The sequence below is a fragment of the Methylobacterium terrae genome (assembly GCF_003173755.1).
Classification (GTDB): Bacteria; Pseudomonadota; Alphaproteobacteria; order Rhizobiales; family Beijerinckiaceae; genus Methylobacterium; species Methylobacterium terrae.
Map to the genome: position 1 here is coordinate 3,265,148 of NZ_CP029553.1, position 23,909 is coordinate 3,289,056.

The 23,909-nt window shown below is 71.1% G+C and carries 16 protein-coding genes and 1 pseudogene; 13 read left to right on the plus strand and 4 right to left on the minus strand.

Going from position 1 to position 23,909, the window contains the following annotated elements; translation table 11 throughout:
• The first annotated feature begins 31 nt into the window (after window positions 1-31).
• From kdgD to DK419_RS15050, 3 genes are all read left to right on the plus strand, one after another.
• Window positions 32-973 (plus strand): 5-dehydro-4-deoxyglucarate dehydratase, encoded by a 942-nt coding sequence (gene kdgD, locus DK419_RS15040; RefSeq protein WP_109959790.1) that lies wholly within the window; start codon window positions 32-34, stop codon window positions 971-973.
• 101 nt (window positions 974-1,074) lie between these two features.
• Window positions 1,075-2,658 carry a galactarate dehydratase gene (gene garD, locus DK419_RS15045; RefSeq protein WP_245442451.1) on the plus strand — a complete coding sequence of 528 codons (1,584 nt, stop codon included), beginning with the start codon at window positions 1,075-1,077 and terminating at the stop codon, window positions 2,656-2,658.
• Between the two features lie 111 nt (window positions 2,659-2,769).
• On the plus strand, window positions 2,770-3,771 hold the full coding sequence (locus DK419_RS15050) for an SMP-30/gluconolactonase/LRE family protein (protein WP_109959791.1): 1,002 nt from the start codon (window positions 2,770-2,772) through the stop codon (window positions 3,769-3,771).
• A gap of 34 nt (window positions 3,772-3,805) precedes the next feature.
• Here DK419_RS15050 and DK419_RS15055 read toward each other — a convergent pair whose 3' ends face one another.
• Window positions 3,806-5,320: an HlyD family type I secretion periplasmic adaptor subunit gene (locus DK419_RS15055; protein WP_109959792.1), complete on the minus strand. Its 1,515-nt coding sequence runs from the start codon at window positions 5,318-5,320 to the stop codon at window positions 3,806-3,808.
• Window positions 5,317-7,527 (minus strand): type I secretion system permease/ATPase, encoded by a 2,211-nt coding sequence (locus tag DK419_RS15060; RefSeq protein WP_109959793.1) that lies wholly within the window; start codon window positions 7,525-7,527, stop codon window positions 5,317-5,319. Before DK419_RS15060 ends, DK419_RS15055 begins: the two co-directional genes overlap by 4 nt.
• A 560-nt stretch (window positions 7,528-8,087) precedes the next feature.
• Here DK419_RS15060 and DK419_RS15065 point away from each other — a divergent pair.
• From DK419_RS15065 to DK419_RS15100, 8 genes are all read left to right on the plus strand, one after another.
• Window positions 8,088-9,062 carry an NAD-dependent epimerase/dehydratase family protein gene (locus tag DK419_RS15065; RefSeq protein WP_109959794.1) on the plus strand — a complete coding sequence of 325 codons (975 nt, stop codon included), beginning with the start codon at window positions 8,088-8,090 and terminating at the stop codon, window positions 9,060-9,062.
• Complete coding sequence (locus tag DK419_RS15070; protein ID WP_109959795.1) at window positions 9,059-9,805, plus strand: SDR family oxidoreductase; 747 nt, start codon at window positions 9,059-9,061, stop codon at window positions 9,803-9,805. The genes DK419_RS15065 and DK419_RS15070 overlap by 4 nt, the downstream gene beginning before the upstream one ends.
• A 9-nt stretch (window positions 9,806-9,814) precedes the next feature.
• Window positions 9,815-11,218, plus strand: coding sequence for an FAD-dependent oxidoreductase (locus DK419_RS15075; RefSeq protein WP_109959796.1), 1,404 nt, complete (start codon window positions 9,815-9,817; stop codon window positions 11,216-11,218).
• Window positions 11,219-11,359: 141 nt separating this feature from the next.
• The gene (locus tag DK419_RS15080) at window positions 11,360-12,958 is read left to right on the plus strand and encodes an ABC transporter substrate-binding protein (protein ID WP_109962324.1); all 1,599 of its coding nucleotides are present in this window, start codon (window positions 11,360-11,362) and stop codon (window positions 12,956-12,958) included.
• A gap of 16 nt (window positions 12,959-12,974) precedes the next feature.
• Window positions 12,975-14,006 (plus strand): ABC transporter permease, encoded by a 1,032-nt coding sequence (locus DK419_RS15085; protein WP_109959797.1) that lies wholly within the window; start codon window positions 12,975-12,977, stop codon window positions 14,004-14,006.
• 18 nt (window positions 14,007-14,024) lie between these two features.
• Complete coding sequence (locus DK419_RS15090; RefSeq protein ID WP_109959798.1) at window positions 14,025-14,900, plus strand: ABC transporter permease; 876 nt, start codon at window positions 14,025-14,027, stop codon at window positions 14,898-14,900.
• Window positions 14,900-16,558: a nickel ABC transporter ATP-binding protein NikE gene (gene nikE, locus DK419_RS15095; protein WP_109959799.1), complete on the plus strand. Its 1,659-nt coding sequence runs from the start codon at window positions 14,900-14,902 to the stop codon at window positions 16,556-16,558. Before DK419_RS15090 ends, nikE begins: the two co-directional genes overlap by 1 nt.
• A 268-nt stretch (window positions 16,559-16,826) precedes the next feature.
• A complete protein-coding gene (locus tag DK419_RS15100; RefSeq protein WP_109962325.1) occupies window positions 16,827-17,753 on the plus strand; it encodes an N-carbamoyl-D-amino-acid hydrolase in 927 nt (308 codons plus the stop codon).
• Between the two features lie 255 nt (window positions 17,754-18,008).
• Here the strand turns inward: DK419_RS15100 and DK419_RS15105 are convergent, their stop codons facing one another.
• Window positions 18,009-18,662: an aspartate/glutamate racemase family protein gene (locus DK419_RS15105; RefSeq protein ID WP_109959800.1), complete on the minus strand. Its 654-nt coding sequence runs from the start codon at window positions 18,660-18,662 to the stop codon at window positions 18,009-18,011.
• Between the two features lie 202 nt (window positions 18,663-18,864).
• A complete protein-coding gene (locus DK419_RS15110) occupies window positions 18,865-20,811 on the minus strand; it encodes a M64 family metallopeptidase (RefSeq protein WP_109959801.1) in 1,947 nt (648 codons plus the stop codon).
• 448 nt (window positions 20,812-21,259) lie between these two features.
• Here DK419_RS15110 and hydA point away from each other — a divergent pair.
• Both hydA and DK419_RS15120 read left to right on the plus strand, forming a co-directional pair.
• Window positions 21,260-22,682 (plus strand): annotated as a pseudogene (gene hydA, locus DK419_RS15115) (dihydropyrimidinase); the annotation flags it as partial.
• Window positions 22,683-22,746: 64 nt separating this feature from the next.
• Entirely contained in the window at window positions 22,747-23,730 is a 984-nt protein-coding gene (locus DK419_RS15120; RefSeq protein WP_109959803.1) for an SDR family oxidoreductase, read from the plus strand.
• Window positions 23,731-23,909: the final 179 nt, after the last annotated feature.

Sequence of the window (23,909 nt, forward strand, 5' to 3'; positions counted from 1 at the left end):
AGCCCCGAAACTCACGAGGAAACCCGCCCCGATGGCCACCGCGCTCTCGCCCGTCGACGTCGCCCAGCGCCTCGGCGCCGGCCTGCTCTCCTTCCCGGTGACCCCCTTCACCGCCGATTTCGCCTTCGACGAGGCGCAGTACCGCAGCAACATGGACTGGCTGTGCGGCTACGACGTCGCCGGCCTGTTCGCGGCGGGCGGCACCGGCGAGTTCTTCTCCCTCACCCCGGCCGAGGTCGCCCGCGTCGTCGGCGTCGCGGTGGCCGAGACCAAGGGCCGGGTGCCGGTGCTCGCCGGCGCCGGCTACGGCACCGCCATCGCCTGCGAGATGGCGAGGAGCGCCGAGAAGGCCGGGGCCGACGGCCTCCTGCTGCTGCCGCCCTACCTCGTCGGTTCCGAGCAGGACGGCCTCTCGGCCCATATCGAGGCGGTGTGCCGCTCGACCGGCCTCGGCGTCATCGTCTACAACCGCGACAACGCGGTGATCGGCCCCGACGCCCTGGCGCGGCTCTGCGAGCGCCTGCCGAACCTCGTCGGCTACAAGGACGGCATCGGCGACATCGAGCTGATGACCCGGGTCTACTCGCGGCTCGGCGACCGGCTGACCTATATCGGCGGCCTGCCCACCGCCGAGACCTTCGCCCTGCCCTATCTCGAGATGGGCGTGACCACCTACTCCTCGGCGGTGTTCAACTTCGTGCCGGGCTTCGCCCTCGACTTCTACGCCGCCGTGCGCCGGCGCGACCGCGAGGCGGTGGCGCAGGGCCTGCGCGACTTCATCCTGCCCCTGATCGAGATCCGCAACCGCCGCAAGGGCTACGCGGTCTCGATCATCAAGGCCGGCATGCGGGCGGTCGGGCGCGATTCCGGCCCGGTGCGCTCTCCCCTCACCGACCTCACCGCCGCCGAGCAGGCGGAGCTCGCCGCCCTCGTCGCCCGGATCGCCCCGGCGCAGGCGCTGGCCGCCGAGTAGGCTTGAAGGAGAGTTCAGGCGGTGCCGTCCCTCGCGGACGGTACCGTCGTTTCCGTCGAAGAACCGGCGCCCAGGACGCCGGCGACACCGGGAGGGAGCCGATGCTGGACGAGCCGCGGACGCCTGAGGGGCACGCCACCCCCGAGACCGCCCCTGCGAGCCGGGGCGACGCGCCCCGCACCATCCGCCTGCACGAGACGGACAACGTCGCGATCGTGGTCAACGCCTTCGGGCTGCCGGCCGGGACGTCGTTTCCGGACGGGCTGGTACTGCGGGAATTCGTGCCGCAGGGCCACAAGGTGGCGCTCGCGGACATTCCCGAGGGCGCCGAGATCCGCCGCTACGGCGAGGTGATCGGCACGGCGCTCCAGGCCCTGCCCCGCGGCGCCTGGGTCGAGGAATCGCGGGTGCGCACGCCGCTCGCGCCCGCCCTCGACCAGCTGCCCCTCGCCACCCGCGTGCCGGCACCGCTGCCGCCCCTCGAGGGCTGCACCTTCGAAGGTTTCCGCAATCCGGACGGCTCGGTCGGCACCCGCAACATCCTGGCGATCTCGACCAGCGTGCAATGCGTCGCCGGGACCCTCGAGGTGGCGATCCGGCGCATCAAGCGGGAATTGCTGCCGCGCTTCCCCAACGTCGACGACGTGATCGGGCTGACCCACGCCTATGGCTGCGGCGTCGCCATCAACGCGCCGCAGGCGGTGATCCCGATCCGCACCCTCCAGAGCCTGGCCCGGAACCCGAATTTCGGCGGCGAGGTGATGGTGGTCGGCCTCGGCTGCGAGAAGCTCGTCTCCGAGCGGCTGCTGCCGGACGGGCAACAGGACGGCGTGGTGCGGCTCCAGGACGAGCGCCACGAGGGCTTCGGGATGATGCTCGACAGCATCATGGCGATGGCGGAAGCCCGCCTCGAGGTGCTGAACACGCGCACCCGCGAGACCTGCCCGGCCGCCGACCTCGTGGTCGGGCTGCAATGCGGCGGCAGCGACGCCTTCTCGGGCGTCACCGCCAACCCGGCCCTCGGCTTCGCCGCCGACCTCCTGGTGCGGGCCGGCGCGACCGTGATGTTCTCGGAGGTCACGGAGGTGCGCGACGCGATCCACCTCCTCACCCCCCGGGCCGAGACCGAGGAGGTCGCGCGGGCGCTGGTGCGCGAGATGGCGTGGTACGACGATTATCTCGCCCAAGGCGGGGCCGACCGCAGCGCCAATCCGTCCCCCGGCAACAAGAAGGGCGGGCTCAACAACATCGTCGAGAAGGCGCTGGGCTCGGTGGCGAAATCCGGCACCAGCGCGATCCGGGGCGTGCTCGCACCGGGCGAGCGGGTGCGCCAGAAGGGCCTGATCTTCGCAGCCACGCCTGCGAGCGACTTCGTCTGCGGCACGCTCCAGCTCGCCTCCGGCATCACCCTCCAGGTCTTCTCGACCGGCCGCGGCACGCCCTACGGGCTGGCCGAGGCGCCGGTGATCAAGGTCGCGACCCGCACCGAGCTCAGCCAGCGCTGGTCCGACCTGATCGACCTCGACGCGGGCAAGATCGCCACCGGCGAGGCGACGATCGAGGAGACCGGCTGGGAGCTGTTTCGCCTGATCCTCGACGTGGCGAGCGGCCGGAAGAAGCCGTGGTCGGACCATTGGGGTTTGTACAACGACCTGACGCTGTTCAACCCGGCGCCGATCACCTGACGGGCCGGGAGGTGCCCGGGCCATCGGCCGGGGCACCTCGCCTCATCGAAGATACCCAAGAAACAATAAGTTACCGCGAGTGCTTGAAGCGCCGCGACAAGGGAGGACGGCATGGGTTTCGACCGCAGGGCATTCCTCGCGGCGGGCGCCGCGACGGTCGCGGCGAGCGCGGCGCGGGCCTGGGAGCCGGCGCAAAGGCTGCCCGATCCGGCCGTGGAGATCCTTGAGCCGAGCTTCGCGAAGTACCGCATCGGCCTGGCCAGCGTCGAGCGCCTCGCCACCGGCTTCCGCTGGGCGGAGGGGCCGGTCTGGTTCGGCGACATGCGGATGCTGCTATTCAGCGACGTCTCGAACGACCGCATCCTCAAGTGGGACGAGGAGACCGGCGCGGTCACGACCTTCCGGCGGCCCGCCGACTACGCCAACGGCAACGCCCGCGATCGCCAGGGCCGGCTCCTCACCTGCGAGCACCGCACCCGGCGGGTGACGCGAACCGAGCATGACGGCCGCATCACGGTGCTGGCCGACCGGTTCGAGGGCAAGCCGCTCAACTCGCCGAACGACGTCGTCTGCCGCTCCGACGGCTCGGTCTGGTTCACCGATCCGGCCTTCGGCCCGAACCCGCTCGAGGCCATGGCGGCGCCCGAGCTGCCGGGCAACGTCTACCGGGTCGATCCCGCCACCGGGGCGGTCCAGGCGGTCGCCCGCGGGCTCAAGGGCCCGAACGGCCTGTGCTTCTCCCCCGACGAGCGCATCCTCTACGTCATCGAGGCGCGCGCCGAGCCGAACCGCCTGATCCGCGCCTTCGACGTGACGCCGGACGGCGCGGGCCTGTTCGGCGAGGGCCGGGTGTTCTTCGATTGCGGCAAGGGCACCGCCGACGGCTTCCGGGCCGATCGCGACGGCAACCTGTGGTGCGGCTGGGGCATGGGCGAGGCCGAGGACGGCGTCGTGGTGCTCTCGCCTCAGGCCAGGATGATCGGCCGCATCCGCCTGCCGGAGCGCTGCGCCAATCTCTGCTTCGGCGGCCGCGACCGGAACCGCCTGCTGATGGCCTCGACCCGCTCGCTCTACGCGCTCTACGTCAACACCCAGGGCGCCGACCTCGGCTGAGCGGATCCCGGCCCCGAGGCCGGGATCCCGCCCGTCACCGCTCGTGCCCGGCCGTCGAGGTCGTCTCGCGCACCGGCGAGAGCAGGTAGTCGATCACCCGCCGGCGCCCGGTCCGGATCTCCACCGTCGCGGTCATGCCCGGCGTCAGCGCCACGTCCTTGCCGTCCGCCCGGATGAAGGTGTGCGACAGGGCCACCGTCACCGGGAAGATCAGGTTCTGGGTCTTCTGCGTGCCCGTCACCGGGTTCAGCCCCTGGCCCCGCGCCACCGACAGGGCGTCGCTGCCGCCCCCCGCCTCGCGATCGTCGACCGCGTCGCGCGAGACCCGCACGACTTTGCCCTCGATCGAGCCGTAGCGGGTGAACGGGAAGGCGTCGATCTTCACCACCGCCTCCTGGCCGGGCATCACGAACCCGATGTCCTTGTTCTGGACCTGCGCCTCGACCTCGATCGGGCCGTCCGTCGGCACCACCACCATCAAGGGCTGGCCCGCGGTCACCACCTGGCCGAGCGTCGTCACGGCGAGCTGCTGCACCGTGCCGGAGATCGGCGCCTTGAGCTGCGTGCGCTCGCGCTTGAGCGTCGCCTTCACCACGTCCTGCACCAGCGCGTCGCGCTTCTGCGCCGCTTCCGTCAGCGCCTGGTACTGGCGCGCCACCGTCTCGCTCGTCAGCTGGGTCATGCGCCGCTGCAGCGAGGTCGCGGCCGCCTTCGCCTCGGTCAGCTGCCCGCGGTCGTAGGCGAGGTCGGCCGCGACCTGCTCGACCTGCTGCACCGCGTCGATCACCGCCGCCCGGGTGCCGGCGGCCTTGGCCACCAGGGTCTCGCGCATGTCGGCGCGCTCCCTCAAGACCGCCTGAAGGCGCATCCGGGCAGCGATGCTGGCGGTGAAGCGCTCCTGCGTCGCGACCTTCTCGGCGAGCTGCGCCTCGAACGCCTCGCGGGTGGTGACGTACTGGCCGATCTCGGCCAGCATCGCCCCCTCCTCGCGGGCCCGCACCGCCGGCGGCACCTCGGCCGGGAAGCTCACCGTCGCGGTGGGCCGGTTCGTCTCCACCGCCGCGATCGTCGCGCGCCGCCGCGCGATCTGGGCTTCCAATGCCGCGAGGTCGCCCTGGCGCGAGGACAGGTCGGCCTCGGCCTCGGTCGGCTCCAGCGTCAGCAGAACGTCGCCGGCCTGGACCCGGCTGCCGTTCTCGACCGACACGGTCTGGACCTTGCCGGTGTCGAAGGGCTGCACGACCTTCGAGCGGCCGCTCGGCTGGATCCGCGCGGTGGCGACGGCGTGGATGTCGATCTGGGCGAAGATGCTCCAGACCAGCGCCGCCCCGAACATCAGGCACATCACCCAGGTGAACACCACCGCGTAAGGAGAGGGCGGGGTGTCGAGGATCTCGAGATGCGCCGGCAGGAATTCCTGGTCCGAGCGGTCATCGGCGAGCCGCCGCACCCGCTCGGAGAGGCCGCGCGGGCTGAAGCGGGCCGGCGGCGGGGGCTGGCGCCGCGGGGCCGGCAGGTTGGGAGAAGCGGGTTGCGGGGTCGCGCTCACGCGGCTTCTCCCTTGCTCGAGCCGTGGTCCGATTGCAGGCGCCAGAGGCGGCCGTAGAGCGAGGCCGGCCGCTCGACGAGCTCGCGGTGGGTGCCGTCCTCGACGATACGCCCCTCCTGCACGGCGATGATGCGGTCGCAGATCCGCACCGCCGCCAGCCGATGGGCGATGATGATGACGGTGCGCCCGCGCACGATGTGCTTCATGTTCTCCTGGATGATCCGCTCGCTCTCGTAGTCGAGCGCCGAGGTCGCCTCGTCCAGGATCAGGATGCGCGGGTTGGTGGCGAGCGCCCGCGCGATGGCGAGCCGCTGGCGCTGCCCGCCCGAGAGGTTGGCGCCGCGCTCCTCGATCGGCGTGTCGTAGCCGAGCGGCAGGCGGTTGATGAACTCGTCGGCCCCGGCGAGGCGCGCCACCTGCATCACCTGCGCCCGCGACAGGCCAGGATTGGCGAGCGCGATGTTCTCGAACACCGTCTTGTTGAACAGCAGGTTCTCCTGGAGCACGACGCCGATCTGGCGCCGCAGCCAGGCGGGATCGACCTGCGCGATGTCGACGCCGTCGACCAGCACCTGGCCCTTCTCCGGGACGTAGAGGCGCTGAAGGAGCTTGGTGAAGGTCGATTTCCCCGAGCCCGACGGGCCGACGATGCCGATGACCTGGCCGGCCGGGATGTCGAGGCTGACGTCCTTCAGCACCTCCGGCGTGCCGGGCTGGTAGCGGAACGACACGCCCCGCACCGTGATCTGGCCCTTGGCCGGCGGCAGGTGGGCCTGGGCCAGCGCGCGGGTCTCAGGGGGGCAGTTGAGCACGTCGCCGAGGCGCTCGAGCGACACCTTGACCTGCTGGAAGTCCTGCCAGAGCTGGGACAGGCGCAGGATCGGGGCGGTGACCTGCCCCATGATCATGTTGAAGGCGATCAGGCTGCCGACGGTGAGCTCGCCGTTCATCACCGCGTAGGCGCCGAAGAACAGGACCAGCGCGGTGGTGACCTTCGAGATGTACTGGATCGCGTTCTGGCCGATGCTGGCCACCAAGCCGGCGACGAACGAGGTCTTGACGTAGGCGGCGAGCCGCTCCTCCCACTGGCTCTTGAGGGTGGGTTCGACCGCGAGCGCCTTGACGGTGTGGATGCCGACCACCGACTCGATCAGGAACTGGCTCGACAGGGCCGAGCGGTTGAAGCGCTCGAGGGTCTTGTCGCGCAGGATCGGGCGCAGCAGCACCGCCACCAGGATGTAGCAGGGGATCGACAGGGTGACGATCAGCGCGAGCAGCGGCGAGTAGACGTACAGGATGGCGAGGAAGATCAACGTGAAGGGCACGTCGATCGCCGAGGTCAGCGCCTGGCCGGTGAGGAAGTTGCGCACCGTCTCGAGCTCGCGCACGCGGGCGACCGTCTGTCCGGCGGGCCGGGTCTCGAAGTAGCCGAGCGGCAGGCGCATCAGGTGGTCGAACAGGCGCGCGCCGAGCTCGACGTCGATGCGGCTGGCCGTGTGGGTGAGGATGTAGCCGCGCAGGTATTGCAGGACGACGTGGAACAGGCCGAGCACCACGAGGCCGACGGCGACGAGCGTCAGGGTGGAGTAGCCGCGGTGGACCAGGACCTTGTCGATGGTGATCTGGAAGAAGATCGGGGTGATGAGGGCGCAGAGCTGGATGAACAGCGAGGCGACCAGCACGGTGGCGAGCGGCCTGCGGTAGCGCCAGACGGATGGGGCGAACCAGGTCAGTCCGAAGTTGTGGAGCGCGGTCTGGAGGTTGGCGCGGCGCGCGACGAGCACGATGGTGCCGGTCCAGCGAGCCAGGAAGACCTCGGCCTCGACGTGGTCGGCGGTGCGGGCGACGGGATCGATGATGCGGAGCTTGCCGTCGTCGAACCGCCGGCCGAGCACGACGAAGCGTCCGTCCTCGACCTCGAGGATGGCCGGCAGCGGGATGCCGTCGAGGCGTCGGGGCTTCTGGTTCTGGAGCAGGCGTCCTTTCAGGCCGAGGCGGCGGGCGCCGCGGACGATGTCGGTGGCGCTCATGACGGTCTGGCCGAGGCCGAGATCGTGGCGGACCTGCGCCGGCTCGCAGGGGATCTGGTGGAACGAGGCGACGAGGGCGAGCGCCCCGAGGCCCGAATCGGGTCGCGCCGCCGGCAGTTCCGCGGGGCCGGGACCGGATCGGCCGGGGCCGGCCTGCGCAGCCGCGTCTTGCACCATGTCCCGTTCCCCCAACTCCGCGGCGCGACCTTGCCGACGCCGGCTCGCGCCGTGTTTCGTCTCCCGGCGCACTCCGTACACGAGATTTCGGCCGTTCGTGACCAGCCTGAAGCAGCCAGGGCGACGAAAGCGCCGCACGCAGCCGCGCCGCAATCGTACCACGCCGGTCGTGCGGTGAAACCTCTTGGGCGAGGCTCGTGATCATTTCATGACAGCGGGACAGTGTGGTGGCTGACCCAGTGCTGCCGACGCCTGCAGTCGGTCAAGACCGATCGAGAACCCTATCGGCAAGGTCGTGACCCGCCACACCCATGATTCGCCGTGAGACGAGAGTCGATCCACACCGCATGATCGCAGCGGAATCGGGGATGGTCGACGTTGGCCGGCCTCGACGTCCGATCCGACGCGCGCAGGGTGTCGTGCGCGGGGTCGGGCGGAGTATCCTCCACCGGCGGCCGGCCCGCTTCGTGCATGGCCGCGCCGGGTGGCTCACGAGGACCGCGCGTGCCGACACGTCCCCTCCGCAACGAACCGTCCCTGCGCGTGCCGGAGCCAGCCGCATGAGCGTCGTCATCCTGGGCGGGGCCGGCTTCGTCGGCCTGAACCTCGCCCGCACCCTCCTCGCCCGCGGCCGGAACGTCCGGCTCCTCGACCGGGCCCCGCCCCCGCCGACGCTCCTGCGGGCGCTCGACGCCCCGCCCGGCGCCTTCGACCTCGTGACCGGCGACGTGACCGACCCGGCCTGCCTCGCCGCCGCGATCCGGACGGGCACCGACGCGGTGGTGATCGCCGCCGCGGTGACGGCGGATGCCGCCCGCGAGGCCGCCGATCCGGGCGCGATCCTCGCGGTCAACCTGATGGCGATGGTGCCGATCCTCGACGCCTGCCGCCGGGCCGGGGTGCGCCGGGTGGTGAACCTGTCCTCGGCGGCGGCCTACGGCACCGCGCGGGGAGCATTCCTCGCCGAGGAGCTGCCGGCGCAGCCCGTCAGCCTCTACGCCGTCACCAAGTTCGCCTCGGAGGCCGTGCTGGCGCGGCTCTGCGGCCCTTGGGGGCTCGACGGGGTGAGCGTGCGCCTGAGCGCGGTGTTCGGCCCGTTCGAGCGCGACACGGGTCTTCGCGACACCCTGAGCCCGCAGGCGCAGATCTGGGCGGCGCTCCGGGCCGGCACCCCGGCGCTGCTGCCGCGGCCCGGCCGGCGCGACTGGCTCTACGCCCCGGACGCCGCCGAGGCCCTGGCCCGGCTCGTCGAGGCGACGCGCCTGGACTCCCGGCTCTACAACGTGTCGAGCCCCGCAACGTGGCCGGTCCTGGCCTGGGGCGAGAGGCTGATGCAGGCGAATCCAGGCTTCGTCTGCCGCCTGGCTGAGCCGGGCGAGGCCCCGACGATCTCGCTGCACGGCGACGCCGACCGGCCGCCGCTCTCCACCGTGCGGCTGCGCGAGGAGTTCGCGTGGGAGGCGGCCCATGGCTGCGAGGCCTCCGCCGACGCGTTCCTCGCCTGGCAGGCTCGATTCCGGGAGGATGCGCGATGAGGCTCGACGGCAAGGTCGCGGTGGTGACGGGCGGCGGCTCAGGCATCGGCGCCGCGACGGCGCGGCTCCTCGCCGAGGCCGGCGCCCGGGTCGCGGTGATCGACCGCGATCGGGCCGCCGCCGAGGCGGTGGCGGCCGAGATCGGCGGCCTCGCCCGCGCCTCGGAGGTCGGCGAGCCCGGCGCGGTCGCGGCCGATGCGGCGGCGATCGTCGAGGCCTTCGGCGGCATCGACGTGCTGGTGACGGCGGCGGGCTTCTCCGTCGGCGGCACCGTCGAGACCACCTCGCCCGCGGATTGGGACGCGGTGTTCCGCGCCCATGTCGGCGGGACCTGGCTGTGGGCGGGGGCGGCGGTGCCGTCGATGCGGGCGCGCGGCGGCGGCGCGATCGTCACGGTCGCCTCGCAGCTGGCGCTCGCCGGGGGGCGCAACAACAGCGCCTACATCGCCGCCAAGGGCGCGGTGCTGAGCCTCACCCGCACCATGGCGCTCGACTTCGCCGGCGATCGCATCCGGGTCAACGCCGTGGTGCCGGGCGCGATCGAGACGCCGCTCCTCGCCCGCAGCTTCAAGCGCGCCGCCGATCCGGCCGCCGCCCGCGCGGCATCCGAATCCCGGCACGCGATGAAGCGTCTGGGTCAGCCGGAGGAGGTCGCCCGCGCCATCCTCTACCTCGCGAGCGATGCGTCCTCCTTCACCACCGGCGCCGCCCTGCCGGTCGAGGGCGGCTGGCTCTCGGCCTGAAGGTCTTCCATGTCCCTCGACGCCCTCCTCGTCCGCATCAAGGACGAGATCGCCCGCACCGCCCATCCCCGCGCGCCCTGGCTCACGCCGCGCAAAGGCCCCGATGGAGAACAGGCCCACGACGTGATCGTGGTCGGGGCCGGGCAGTCCGGCCTCGCCATCGCCTTCGGGCTGATGCGGGCGCAGGTCACCAACATCCTGGTGCTCGACCGGGCGCCCGCCGGGCTGGAGGGGCCCTGGCTCACCTATGCCCGCATGCGCACCCTGCGCAGCCCGAAGGACTTCACCGGGCCCGATCTCGGCCTGCCGGCGCTCACCTACCAATCCTGGCACGAGGCCAGGTACGGCGCGGCGGCCTGGGAGGCGCTCGACCTCATCGCCCGCGAGGACTGGGCCGCCTACCTCGCCTTCGTGCGCCTCGCGACGGGCGTGCCGGTCGAGAACGACGTGACCGTCACCGGCATCGCGCCGGCACAGGGACGGTCGGACGCCGGGCTTCTCGCCGTCGCCGATGCACGGGGCCGGGTGCGCCACGCCCGCAAGGTGGTGCTCGCCACCGGCCAGGAGGGCGCCGGGCGCTGGGCGGTTCCCGAGGTGCTGTCCGACCTGCCCGCGGATCGCGTCGCCCGCACCGACGACGCGATCGATTTCGCGGGGCTCGAAGGGAAGCGCGTCGCGGTGATCGGGGCCGGCGCCTCGGCCTTCGACAACGCCGCGACGGCCCTGGAAGCCGGCGCCGCCGAGGTCGCGCTGCTGTGCCGGCGGGCCGAGGCGCAGGTGGTGCAGCCCTACCGCTGGCTCACCTTCACGGGCTTCCTGCGCCATCTCGGCGACCTCGACGACGCCTGGCGCTGGCGCTTCATGAGCGCGGTGATGGGCCTGCGCGAGGGCTTCCCGCAGGCGACCTGGGACCGCTGCGCCCGCCACCCGAATTTCCGCTTCCGGCCCGGCTCCCCCGTCACCGCGGCGCGGATGCGGGGCGGGGCGGTCGTCCTCGACACGCCGGGGGCCGAGATCGCGACCGATCTCGTCGTCGCCGCCACCGGCATCGCGGTCGACTACGCCGCGCGGCCCGAATTGTTAGCGTTTGCCCACAACATCGCCACCTGGGGCGACCGCTACGCCCCGCCGCCCGAGGAGCGCGACCCGCGCCTCGCCGCCTACCCGTATCTCGGCGACGACTACGCCTTCACCGAGCGCGAGCCCGGCCTGACGCCGTGGATCCGCGACATCCACCTGTTCGGCATCGCCGCGACGGTGAGCCACGGCCCCTCCGGCTCGTCGATCAACGCCATGACCACCGCGGTGCCGCGCCTCGTCTCGGGCCTCACCCGCGGGCTGTTCGTCGCCGATCTCGACCGGCACTGGGCCGACTTCCGGGCCTACGACGTGAAGCAGGCGGTGCTGCGCTGAAAGGCCTCTCGTTAGCCCTTGCACGTTGGCTCTTGCCCCCGGCCCGTCCCTGGTCTCGAATGGCACCCGCTGGAACGGCCCTTGCAAGAAGGCCGACCGGATCAGGGATGCAGGGAAGGAAACGGCGTGACGAAGACCAGCATGCGGACGGGCGGCCTGGCGGCGGCTTTCCTCGCCGCCCTCGTCGTGGCGGGGCCGGCCCGGGCCCAGAGCCGGGCCGAGACCCTGCGCTACGTCACGGGGGCCGCGGTCAACACCCTCGACCCGACCATGCCGGGCACCACCCGCGAGGCCTTCGCGATCAGCCTCTCGACCTATGACCGCCTCGTGACCTTCGGCCGCAAGAAGCTCGGCGACAATTGGGTGTTCGATCTCGACACCGTGCGCGGCGAGCTCGCCGAGCGCTACGAGGTCAGCCCCGACGGCCTGACCCTCACCTTCTTCCTGCGCAAGGACGCGAAGTTCCAGGACGGCACCCCGGTCACGGCCGACGACGTGAAGTGGTCGCTCGACCGCGCCGTCTCGGCGAAGTCGCTCGCCGGGCCGCAGCTCCTCACCGGCTCGCTGACCAGCCCCGACCAGTTCACGGTGGTCGATCCCCACACCTTCAAGGTGACGCTGCCGAAGCCCGACCGGCTGGCCCTGCCGAACCTCGCCACCGTCTACGCCATCGTCATCAACTCCAAGGTCGCCAAGTCCCACGCGACGCCGGAGGATCCGTGGGCGCAAGCCTGGCTGAAGGACCACGCCGTCGGCAGCGGCGCCTACGGCGTCGACGTGTTCAAGCCCGGCGAGCAGGTGGTCTTGCGCCGCAACGCCGACTGGACCGGCGCCGCGCCCGACAAGCCGGCCGGCTTCAAGCGCATCATCGCCCAGACCATCCCCGATCCGGCGACCCGCGCCAACCTCGTCGAGAAGGGCGACGCCGACATCGTCATCGACCTCCAGGCCAACGACGCCCAGGCGCTCCAGGCCAAGGCCAAGCTGAAGGTGATCGCCACGCCGCAATTCAACGCGGTGACGCTGATCTCCTTCAACACGAAGCTGCCGCCCTTCGACAAGGTCGAGGTGCGCCAGGCTCTGGCCTACGCCCTGCCCTACGACGCGATGTTCAAGGCCGCCCTGTTCGGCCGCGGCAAGCCGCTCTTCGGAGCGACCTGGGGCGAGGGCGATCCGCAGCCGGTCTTTCCCGTGGCGCAGCCGGTGACCCTCGACCTGGCCAAGGCCAAGGCGCTGCTCGCCAAGGCCGGGCTGCCGGACGGGTTCTCGACGACCTTCAGCTTCAATGTCGGCCAGGCCGCCACCGCCGAGCCGATGGCCGCGCTGATCCGCGAATCGCTGGAGAAGATCGGCGTCAAGGTCGAGATCCAGAAGCTGCCCGACGCGCAGATGTCGACGCAGGTGAGCGAGAAGAAGCTGCCGTTCTTCACCGAGGGCATCGTCGCCTGGCTGCCCTCGCCGGATTACTTCTACCGCAACTTCTACACCGGGAACCAGCGCTGGAACTACAGCTCGGTCGATGACCCGGAGATCAACGAACTGGCCGCGAAGGCGCGGTTCGAGCGCGATCCGGCGGCGTACGACGACGAGGCCCGGGCCCTGAACCGGCGCCACCTCGCCCTGATGCCGCAGATCCCGATCTGGCAGCCGAACCAGGACGCCGTGATGGCGCAATCGGTCGAGGGCTACACCTACCAGTTCCACCGCCAGGTCGATTACCGCGACCTGTCGCGCAAGTAGCGGAGATTCCAGCCCGATGGCCTCCGCCTCCGGCATCGCCCTGCGCACCGGGCGGCGCTTCCTGTCCTCGCTGCCGGCGCTGCTCGGCGTCCTGGTCTTCACCTTCCTGCTGATGCGGGTGCTGCCCGGCGACCCGGCGGTGTTCTTCGCCTCCGGGCCGAATGCCGGCAAGGCGGAGATCGAGGAGATCCGCCGCCAGATGGGCCTCGACAAGCCGGTGCCCGAGCAGCTCGTGCGCTATCTCGGCGACGTCGCCCGCGGCCAGCTCGGCCGCTCGATGACGACCGGCCAGCCGGTGCTGACGGACCTGCGCCAGCGCCTGCCGGCCTCGCTCGAACTGACCCTGACGGCGCTCGTCATCGCGCTCGCCCTGGCGATTCCCCTCGGCATCGCGGCGGCGCTCCGGCCGGGCTCGGTGGTGGACCACGCCGTGCGCTTCCTCTGCGCGCTCGGGGTCTGCGTGCCGACCTTCGTGTCGGGGCTGCTCCTGATCTACGTGTTCTACTACCTTCTCGGCGTCGCCCCCGACCCGACCGGCCGCATCGACGTGTTCGCGGCGAGCCCGCCGGACATCACCGGCTTCCTGCTGATCGATTTTTTGCTCGTCGGCGACGGGGAGGGCTGGCGCGCCGCGGCCGGGCAACTGGTGCTGCCGGCGCTCACCATGGCGCTCTTCGTGCTGGCGCCGCTCGCCCGCATCACCCGGGCGGCGATGCTGAGCGTGCTCGGCAGCGACTTCATCCGCACCGCCCGGTCGCTCGGCCTGCCGCGCCGGCGGGTGATCGTGACCTACGGCTTACGCAACGCGATCCTGCCGGTGCTCACCATCGCGGGCATCGTGTTCTCGACCATGCTCGGGGCCAACGTGCTGGTGGAGAAGGTGTTCTCCTGGCCGGGCGTCGCCTCCTACGCGCTCGATGCGCTGCTCGCCTCGGACTACGCCCCGGTCCAGGGCTTCGTGCTGCTGATGGCGAGCCTGTTCGTCCTCGTGAACCTCACGGTCGACGTGCTCTACGGCCTCGCCGACCCGCGCGTCTCGATCGAGTGACCGGAGGCGAGTGATCCGATGAACGCCGTCGCTCCCATTGTCGCCCCGCCGCCCAGCACCTTGCGGCACGCGGCTCACGTGCTGCGCGACAATCCGCTCACAGCCGTCGCGGCCGCGGGCAGCACGCTACTCTGCCTCGTCGCCGTCTTCAGCCCCTGGCTCACCCCGTACGATCCCGTCGCCTCGGACGTCTCGTCGGCCCTGCTGCCGCCGAGCGCCGCGCACTGGGCCGGCACCGACCAGCTCGGCCGCGACGTCTTGAGCCGCATCATCGCGGCGACGCGGCTCGATCTCGCCATCGCGCTCTCGGCGGTGAGCCTGTCCTTCGCGCTCGGCGCGGTGATCGGGGGGGTCAGCGGCTATGCCGGCGGGCGGCTCGACCGGGTGGTCGGGCGCCTCGTCGACGTGCTGATGGCCTTCCCGCTCTTCGTGCTGGCGATGGCCCTGGTCGCGGCGCTGGGCAACCGGGTCGAGAACATCGTCATCGCGACCGCGATCATCAACCTGCCGTTCTACATCCGCTTCGCTCGGGCCGAGGTGAACGTGCGGCGCGACGCCGGCTACGTCGAGGCGGCGCGGGCGGGCGGCGAGGGCCACCTCGCGGTGGTCCTGCGCTTCCTCCTGCCGAACGTGCTCCCCGCGATGGCGGTGCAGATTTCGCTCAACCTCGGCTGGGCGATCCTCAACGCGGCCGGCCTCTCCTTCATCGGCCTCGGCGTGCGCCCGCCGACGCCGGAATGGGGGATCCTGGTCGCGGAAGGGGCGCGCTTCATCACCACCGGCAAGTGGTGGCTCGTCGCCTTCCCGGGCCTCGCCCTGATGCTGGCCGTGCTCTGCTTCAACCTGCTCGGCGACGGCCTGCGCGACATCCTCGATCCCCGGATGCGGACCTGATGCAGCCTTCCCTTCTCTCGATCGAGGACCTGAAGGTCACCTTCGCGACGCGGCGAGGGCCCGTCGAGGCCCTGCGCGGCGTCTCGCTCTCGGTCGCGCCGGGCGAGAGCCTCGGCCTCGTCGGCGAATCGGGCTCCGGCAAGTCGGTCACCGCCTTCGCGGCGGCCCGCCTCCTCGACCGGGCCGGGCGCATCACCGGCGGGAGCGTGCGCTTCCGCGGCCAGGACGTGACCCGGCTCTCGGCGGCGGATCTCCGGGCGGCGCACGGCCAGGCGATCGGGATGATCTTCCAGAACCCGCGGGCGGCCCTCAACCCGATCCGCCCGATCGGCCGGCAGCTCGCCGACGTGCTGACGGCCGGCGGGCTGTCGAAGCGCCAAGCCCGCGAGCGGGCGCTGGAGAGCCTGGAGGCGGTGCGCATCCGCGACGCCGCGCGCCGCCTCGACGCCTACCCGCACGAGCTCTCCGGCGGCATGTGCCAGCGGGTGATGATCGCGCTGGCGCTCGCCTGCCGCCCGGCGCTCCTCATCGCCGACGAGCCGACCACCGGCCTCGACGTGACGACCCAGAAGACGGTGATGGACCTCGTCGCCCGGCTCACCGCCGAGCGCGGCATGGCGATGATCCTGATCACCCACGATCTCGGCCTCGCGGCGCAGTATTGCGGCCGCATCGCCGTGATGGAGCAGGGCCGCCTCGTCGAGGAAGGCGAGCCGGGCGCGCTGTTCGCGGCGCCCCGCCATCCCTACACGAGGCGCCTCGTCGCCGCCTCGCCGACACCGACCTCGACGCTCGCCGACCTCGTGCCGGAGGGCGCCCGCCCGCCGGCCCTGAAGCGGCCGGTGCCCGCCCCCGGCACCCCTCCGCTCCTCGAGGTGCAGGGGCTCGGAAAAGTCTTCGGCGGCGCCATGGCGGTGGAGGACGTGTCCCTCTCGCTGCGCGAGGGCGAGAGCCTCGGCCTCGTCGGCGAATCGGGCTCGGGCAAGAGCACCACGTCGCGGATGATCTGCCGGCTCCTCGATGCGAGCGCCGGCCGGATCCTGTTCGACGGCGAGCCGATCGGCGCGATTCCCGCCCGCGACTTCCACCGCTCGCCGCACCGGCGCGCGATCCAGATCGTGTTCCAGGACCCGACCGACAGCCTCAACCCGCGCTTCTCAGCCTTCGACTGCATCGCCCATCCGGTGAAGCGCCTGACGCCCCTGCGGGGCGAGGCCCTGCGCCTGCGGGTGATCGAGAGCGCCGAGCGGGCGGGATTGCCGGCCGCCCTCCTCGACCGGTTCCCGCACCAGCTCTCCGGCGGCCAGAAGGCCCGCATCGGCATCGCCCGGGCGATCGCCGTGAAGCCCCGGCTCCTGGTGCTCGACGAGCCGACGGCGGCCCTCGACGTCTCGGTCCAGGCCGGGGTCCTGCGCCTCCTCGACGACCTGCGCCGGGAGGACGGCCTCGCCTTCCTGTTCGTGAGCCACGACCTCAACGTCGTGCGGATGATGTGCGAGCGCACCCTGGTGCTCCAGGGCGGGCGGGTGGTCGAGGAGGGCGTCAGCCGCGACCTCTTCCGGGCGCCGCGCACGGCCTACACGCGGGACCTGCTGGCGGCGATCCCGCATTTCCGGCCGGGCGCGCCGCGGGGGCTGGCGGCGGAGCCGGCGGCGTGAGCCTTCGAACCCCGGTCGTGCGCATTCCCCCTCTCCCCGCGGGCGGGGAGAGGGCCGTGTCTCCGTTCAGGAGATACGGCGAGCCCGCAGGGCGAGGGTGAGGGGGTGCTTCCGGAAGAGCCACATCCTGAAACACCCCCTCACCCTCGCTCCGGCTTGGCCTGCGCTCGCTGCGCTCCCTGAGCGGGAGCACAGCCCTCTCCCCGCCCGCGGGGAGAGGAGAAGGGTGGGCCTTCTCCGACATGTTCTGATCTTCGAGGATTTCTCCATGCGCGTGATCCGCACCGCCGCCGCCCAGCTCGGGCCGATCCAGAAGGCCGAGGACCGCGACAGCGTCGTCGCCCGGATGATCGCGCTCATGGACGAGGCCAAGGGCCAGGACGCCGACCTGATCGTCTACCCGGAACTCGCGCTGACCACCTTCTTCCCGCGCTGGTACCACGAGGACCGTTCGGAAGCGGATCACTGGTTCGAGCGCGAGATGCCGGGCCCGGCCACCGCACCGCTCTTCGCCCGGGCGCGCGAGCACGGCATGGCGCTGTCGTTCGGCTATGCCGAGCGGACCCCGGAGGGCCGGCACTTCAACACCTCGATCCTGGTCGACCGCGACGGCACCGTCGTCGGCCGATACCGCAAGGTCCACCTGCCCGGCCACGTCGAGTTCGATCCCGAGCGCTCGCACCAGCACCTGGAGAAGCGCTACTTCGAGCCCGGCGACCTCGGCTTCCCGGTCTGGCGGATGCTCGGCGGCATCCTCGGCATGTGCATCTGCAACGACCGGCGCTGGCCCGAGACCTACCGGGTGATGGGGCTGCAGGGCGTCGAGATGATCGTGCTCGGCTTCAACACCCCGTCGATCAACGGCCAGCGGCAAGCCGAGGGCCTGGAGGACAGGCTGTTCCATCACCGCCTCTCGGTCCAGGCCGGCGCCTACCAGAACGCCACCTGGGTCGTGGCGGTGGCGAAAGCCGGGGACGAGGACGGCCATCCGCTGATGGGCGGCACGCTCATCTGCGATCCCAACGGGACGATCGTCGCCGAGCTCCCCGGCGAGGCCGACGGGGTGATCGTGCACGCATGCGACCTCGACGAGACCCGGTTCGGCAAGGAGACGATCTTCGACTTCGCCCGCCACCGCAGACCCGAGCATTACGGCCGCATCACCGCCCAGACCGGGGCGGTGCTGCCCGAGTGATACCACCGCGCCTTGGAACGGATCCGTTCCAAGGCGCTGGCTGAGAGCGAACGGGCGTCGGCGCCGATGCGCCGGACGCCTTGGCATCGACGTGTCGATGCCAAGGCGCGAGGGTATGAGACCGTCTCCGGAAGATCACTTCCGGAAACGGTATCACAAGCCCGCGCGGTGGAGCCGAGGGCTCCACACGCCTGAGCGAAGCCGAAATCCGCATAGCGAAGCAATCAATCGGATTTCGTATGACTCTCACCGGGGTCAGGCGACCGCCACGATGCCGATCGCCATCGCGACCGCGGCCTGGGTCGGGTCGACGACTGGGATGCCGAGCTCCTGCTCGAGCCCGCGCCGGTGAACCGCCATGCCGGCGCAACCCATCACGATCGCGCCCGCCCCGTCCCGGTCGCGCAGGTCGCGGCCGACGGCGATCATCCGGGAAAGCGTGTCCGGGCCGCTCGCCGTCTCGGCGACCGTCATCTCGAGCGCCCGCTCGCCGGCCAGCCGCTCGGCCACGCCCATCTGGCGCAGAGCCCGCAGGTGGCGCGGGATCGAGCGGCTCGCCACCGCGATGACGCCGAACCGGTCGGCGCGCGCCAGCGCCGTCAGCACCCCGCACTCGGCGATGCCGAGGACCGGCCGGTCGGTCGCCTCGCGACAGACGTGGAGGCCGGGATCGGAGTAGCAGGCGACGACGTAAGCGTCCGCCGCCTCGCGCCGCACGAGGTCGCGCAGAGGCAGGGCCACCTGCTCGACATCGGCCTGCGACTGGATGCCGAACGGCCCCTCGGCCAGGGTGCGGCACTCGATGACGATACCGGGGCGCGACAGGGGCGCCAGAGCCCCGTCGAGGCCGCGGGTGACGGCGTCGTTCGAATTCGGGTTGATGACGAGGATGCGTCGCTGGAGTGTCATGCCGCCTCCGGATGAGCCCATCCGCCAGCATAGCAAGTTTCAGGCAGGCCCGCGTCCGTCGCCGCCGCCGAGGCGGCACGCCGCCTCCGTCGAAGGTCCCCCGGTACGCAGGAGCCCGCGAGACCTTACGACGGTCCATGCCGCGGCCGACGCCAATCTCGGCCGCGGCATTGTCGTCATGTCCCGGCAGGGCCGATCGATCTCAGGCGATCGCCGTCCATTCCGCGCCGATGGTGCCGATGTTGGGCGACGAGGCGACCCGGCCGTCGCTGCCCATCAGCCACTGGTTCACGTGACCGGCCGTGTCGCGCCACAGGATGTCGCTGCGGCCGTCGCCGTTGAAGTCGCCGATATCCTGCACCGTCCACTCCGCGCCGACGGTGCCGATATTGGGCGACGAGGCGACCCGGCCGTCGCTGCCGGTCAGCCACTGGTTGATGTGGCCCGCCTGGTCGCGCCACAGGATGTCGCTGCGACCGTCGCCGTTGAAGTCGCCGGTGCCCTGGACCGTCCATTCAGCGCCGATGGTGCCGATGTTGGGCGCCGAGGTGACCCGGCCGTCGCTGCCGGTCAGCCACTGGTTGATGTGGCCCGCCTGGTCGCGCCACAGGATGTCGCTGCGACCGTCGCCGTTGAAGTCGCCGATGTCCTGGACCGTCCATTCAGCGCCGATGGTGCCGATGTTGGGCGCCGAGGTGACCCGGCCGTCGCTGCCGGTCAGCCACTGGTTGATGTGACCGGCCGTGTCGCGCCACAGGATGTCGCTGCGGCCGTCCCCGTTGAAGTCGCCGGTGCCCTGGACCGTCCATTCCGCGCCGACGGTGCCGACGTTGGGCGCCGAGGTGACCCGGCCGTCGCCGCCCATCAGCCACTGGTTGATGTGACCGGCCGTGTCGCGCCACAGGATATCGGCGCGGCCGTCACCGTTGAAGTCGCCGAAATCCTGCACCGTCCATTCCGAGCCGACGGCGCCGATGGTGGGCATCGCGGTGATTCGACCGTCGCTGCCGGTCAGCCACTCGCTGATGCGGCCGGCCGTGTCGCGCCACAGGATGTCGCTGCGGCCGTCGCCGTTGAAGTCGACCAGGCCCTCGTCGGCGATGTAGTTGGTGACGGTCCAGGAGACGCTCTGCTCCAGATCCGACCGGTCGCCCCTCACCATGTCGGTCGGATCGTAGGCGCGCGCCGTCACGGTGTACGTGCCGTAGTAGAGACCGTGGGACTTGAGGTCGAACGTTCCGCCGGCATTGCCGTACGTGGTTCCGTTGACCTTCCAGTCGACGTTGATCACGTTGGGATCGATGACACTGACGTTCAGGCGATTGACGTTCAGCTTCACGCCGGAATTGTCATCGTACCGGTCGATGGGGTCGACGAGGGCGTAGAAGCCGTGGATGAACTCTTCCTTGGCGATGGGGTCGAAGGGCCGGCCGAGGCTTCGCATCTTGGAGTCCTGGGTCGGACGATAGATGCCCTGATCGTAGTAATAGCCGCCTTGATAGCTCCCGACGACCCCGAGAACGGGATCGTTATAGCCCTTCCACTCGGCCCACTTCGCTCCCGTCGGGTCCTTGGTGATGTTGTCCTGGGTCGGCTCGCTGCCCGTATACGTCCCGGTATTGCCGCCGTATTCGTCCGCCAGCCCGGCGAAGGAATGGCCGATCTCGTGCAGCGCGATCTCCTTGGCGGAGGCGTTGCCGGCCGCGTAGACGCCGTATCGCCCACCGCCGCCGCCGTACTTGGTGCTGTTCACCAGCACGTATCGCATCTCCGCCTTGATCCCGGTGCCGGCCAGCGCCGAGTTCAACGCCGCATCGGCCTTGCTCTCGTTGATGTAGAGCAGCCGCTCGGTCACCCCGTCCCAGTAGTACTTCGCGTCCAGCGCTGTATCGACGGAGATGCCGGCCTTGACATCATCGGCGCCGGATTGCACCGAAGGCGTATCGACCGCGTAGAAATTGAAGAAATTCCGGTACCGTCCGAACGGCTGGGTGTTCGCGGTGCCGTCGAACAAGTACGAGATGTAGGCGTTGATGTCGGATGTGAACTTGTCCGACAGCTCGCCGCTCGTATATCCGTCGCCAAGAAAGAACACGTCGACGCGATTCGAGCTCGATCCGGTGTTGAGGACATTCCTCAGAGTTGCCATGCCTTGCCCCCTTGCGCCCTCAATCACGATATTCTTCTATTAAATATCGACGACCTTCATTACTGGAGAAAAATCACAATAATGCGGCCAGATTCGGACGATAGGCGCCCGATGTAGTGAAGTCAAGATCCATCACAGGACACACGACACGACGATGCGGGTCATCGCGGATTTTTCACTTTGATGCCCGGTACGATGGAAATCGAGACCGGGCGGCTACGGCGGATTGAACATTATATGCGCAATCTCGGCTCGTATCTCGCAAAAAATGGCGATGCTGCATTTTAAATATTTGTTAATATGCCCTTCAGATCCATATTCGACCGATAGCGGCTCAAAAAATCATCAATGGCGCGACACAACATGCGGCAGCAGGATTGCGCTACCCGGTCCGGTTTATTTACATGCCAGGCCTGCGGCCCCGCTGTCTGGTCCCTGCGAGAGTCCTATGACCGACCGAAGCTTCGACACCGTGATCCGCGGCGGCACCGTCGCCACCGCGAGCGACGTCTTCTCCGCCGATCTCGGCCTGCGCGACGGGCGGATCGCGGCCCTCGGCCTCGGCCTTCCCCCGGGCCGGCACGAGATCGACGCGGGGGGCAAGCTGGTGCTGCCGGGCGGGGTCGACAGCCACGCCCATATCGAGCAGCTCTCGGCCTCCGGCCTGATGAACGCCGATACCTGGGAGAGCGCCACCCGCTCGGCGGCGCTCGGCGGCACCACCAGCGTCATCGCCTTCGCGGCCCAGCATGTCGGCATGGATCTGGCGAAGGTCGTCGAGGACTATACGGCGCTCGCGGCGCGCGGCGCGGTGATCGACTACGCCTTCCACCTCATCGTGGCGGACGCGACCGAGAAGGCCCTGAGCCGGGACATCCCGGCGCTCGCGCGAGGCGGCCACACCTCGCTCAAGGCGTTCATGACCTATGACCGCCTGCGGCTCGCCGACGAGGCGCTGCTCGACCTGATGGCGGCGGCGAAAGACGTGGGCGCCCTCGTCTGCGTCCACGCCGAGAACCACGGGCTGATCGCCTTCGCGAGCCGGCAATTGCTGAAGGAGGGCAGGACGGCACCGAAGTACCATGCCGCCAGCCACCCGCGCCTGTCGGAATCGGAGGCGTTCGAGCGGGTGGTGCGATTCTCGCAGTACCTCGACCAGCCGGTGATGATCTTCCACGTCTCGACGCAGGAGGGCGCGGCGATCCTGCGCCGGGCCCGCGGCGAGGGCGCCAAGGTCTATGCCGAGACCTGCCCGCAATACCTGTTCCTCACCGAGTCCGACCTCGACCGGCCGGGGCTGGAGGGGGCGAAGTGGATGTGCTCGCCGCCGCTGCGCGAGGCCCGCGACCAGGAGGCCCTGTGGCGCGCCCTCGAGCTCGGCGACCTCCAGACCGTGTCGTCGGACCACGCGCCCTACCGCTACGACGAGACCGGCAAGCTCAAGGCGGGGCGGGCTGCGACCTTCAAGGAGATCGCCAACGGCATGCCGGGCCTGCAGATGCGCCTGCCGCTCCTCTTCGACGCGATGGTGTCGGGCGGGCGGCTCGGCCTCAGGAAGTTCGTCGAGATCACCGCGACGGCGCCGGCCCGGATCTACGGCCTGGAGGCCAAGGGCTCGGTGGCGGTGGGCATGGATGCCGACCTCTGCATCTGGGACCCGGGCAAGCGGGTCACCCTCTCCGACGCGATGGTCGAGGACCGCACCGGCTTCACGCCCTATGCCGGGCGCGAGGTGACCGGGTGGCCCGAGACGGTTCTGTGTCGCGGCCGGGTGATCGCCGAGAACGGCGCGGTGACGGCGCCGGCCGGCAGCGGCGCGCCGATCCGGCGGGGCTGAGCCGGCGGAACCTCCGACGGGCCGCCCGGTTGCGCCAAGGAGCGGCGTCAGGAGCGAAGGGACGCCTCCCTGGATCGTCCCTCGGCAAGGAGGCCCGCATGACCGACCTGCAGAACGCCGTCGTGGTGCTCACCGGCGCCTCGAGCGGCATCGGCCGCGCCGCCGCCCTTGCCTTCGCCGGCCGGGGGGCCCGGCTGGTGCTGGCGGCGCGGCGCCGCGACGCCCTGGAGGACGTGGCGCAGGCCTGCCGGCGCGAGGGCGCTCAGGCGATCGCGGTGCCGACCGACGTGACCGACGCCGACGCGGTGCAGGCGCTCGCCGACGAGGCCGTGCGGGCCTTCGGCGGCATCGACGTCTGGATCAACAATGCCGGCACCGGGGTGTTCGGGCCGTACCAGGACGCGCCCCTCGACCTCCACCGCCTGACGGTCGCGGTGAACCTGCTGGGGGGCATGTACGGCGCCTACGCGGCCCTGCCGGTCTTCCTGAGCCAGGGGCACGGCACGCTGATCACCAACATCTCGCTCGGCGGCTGGGCGCCGGCGCCGTTCGCGGCGGCCTACACGGCGAGCAAGTTCGGCCTGCGCGGCTTCACCGCGGCCCTGCGCCAGGAGCTGCGCCGGCATCCCCGCATCCACGTCTGCTCGGTCTTCCCGGCGATGGTCGACACGCCCGGGCTCGATCACGGCGCCAACGTCTCGGGCAAGCGCATCGATGCCGGTCCCTTCGTCTACGCGCCCGAGGACGTGGCCGAGACCTTCGTGCACGTCGCGCGCCACCCCCACGACGAGGTCGCGGTCGGCTGGCCGGCCCGGGCGGCGCAGGCCGCCTACGCGCTCGCGCCGGGCCCCACCGAGCACCTGATGGGAGTGGCGATCCACCGCGCCCTCGACCGGGCGGGGCCCGCGCCCGTGACCCACGGCGCGCTGCGCGCGCCCCTCGACGATCGCCGGCGCACGAGCGGCGGCTGGCGGGACCGCCACGGCGTGCCCTCCGCCCGGCGCCTCAGCACCGGGCTCGCGCTGGGCCTCGGCGTCGGTGCGCTCTTCCTCTCCGCGACTGCGGCCGCGAAGTCACGCTGACCGGAGATCGGCCGCCCGCCGGCCGATCTCCGCTTCACTCGCGGAACCATCGGGGGCGACGCGCGCTCCCTCTCGGTCCCGATCGAGGAGCCGCCGCCCTGTCCACGGCCGAACCGACCGCGCCGGCGGCGCCCGCCCTCACGGCACGGCGCAGCCGGCTCTGGAGTGCCATCCAGGCC

Bases quoted from the DNA above. Each gene is read 5' to 3' on its own strand.
- kdgD (WP_109959790.1), top strand. From the start codon at position 32: ATGGCCACCGCGCTCTCGCCCGTCGACGTCGCCCAGCGCCTCGGCGCC.
- garD (WP_245442451.1), top strand. From the start codon at position 1,075: ATGCTGGACGAGCCGCGGACGCCTGAGGGGCACGCCACCCCCGAGACC.
- DK419_RS15050 (WP_109959791.1), top strand. From the start codon at position 2,770: ATGGGTTTCGACCGCAGGGCATTCCTCGCGGCGGGCGCCGCGACGGTC.
- DK419_RS15060 (WP_109959793.1), bottom strand. From the start codon at position 7,527: ATGGTGCAAGACGCGGCTGCGCAGGCCGGCCCCGGCCGATCCGGTCCC.
- DK419_RS15065 (WP_109959794.1), top strand. From the start codon at position 8,088: ATGAGCGTCGTCATCCTGGGCGGGGCCGGCTTCGTCGGCCTGAACCTC.
- DK419_RS15070 (WP_109959795.1), top strand. From the start codon at position 9,059: ATGAGGCTCGACGGCAAGGTCGCGGTGGTGACGGGCGGCGGCTCAGGC.
- DK419_RS15075 (WP_109959796.1), top strand. From the start codon at position 9,815: ATGTCCCTCGACGCCCTCCTCGTCCGCATCAAGGACGAGATCGCCCGC.
- DK419_RS15080 (WP_109962324.1), top strand. From the start codon at position 11,360: ATGCGGACGGGCGGCCTGGCGGCGGCTTTCCTCGCCGCCCTCGTCGTG.
- DK419_RS15085 (WP_109959797.1), top strand. From the start codon at position 12,975: ATGGCCTCCGCCTCCGGCATCGCCCTGCGCACCGGGCGGCGCTTCCTG.
- DK419_RS15090 (WP_109959798.1), top strand. From the start codon at position 14,025: ATGAACGCCGTCGCTCCCATTGTCGCCCCGCCGCCCAGCACCTTGCGG.
- nikE (WP_109959799.1), top strand. From the start codon at position 14,900: ATGCAGCCTTCCCTTCTCTCGATCGAGGACCTGAAGGTCACCTTCGCG.
- DK419_RS15100 (WP_109962325.1), top strand. From the start codon at position 16,827: ATGCGCGTGATCCGCACCGCCGCCGCCCAGCTCGGGCCGATCCAGAAG.
- DK419_RS15105 (WP_109959800.1), bottom strand. From the start codon at position 18,662: ATGACACTCCAGCGACGCATCCTCGTCATCAACCCGAATTCGAACGAC.
- DK419_RS15110 (WP_109959801.1), bottom strand. From the start codon at position 20,811: ATGGCAACTCTGAGGAATGTCCTCAACACCGGATCGAGCTCGAATCGC.
- DK419_RS15120 (WP_109959803.1), top strand. From the start codon at position 22,747: ATGACCGACCTGCAGAACGCCGTCGTGGTGCTCACCGGCGCCTCGAGC.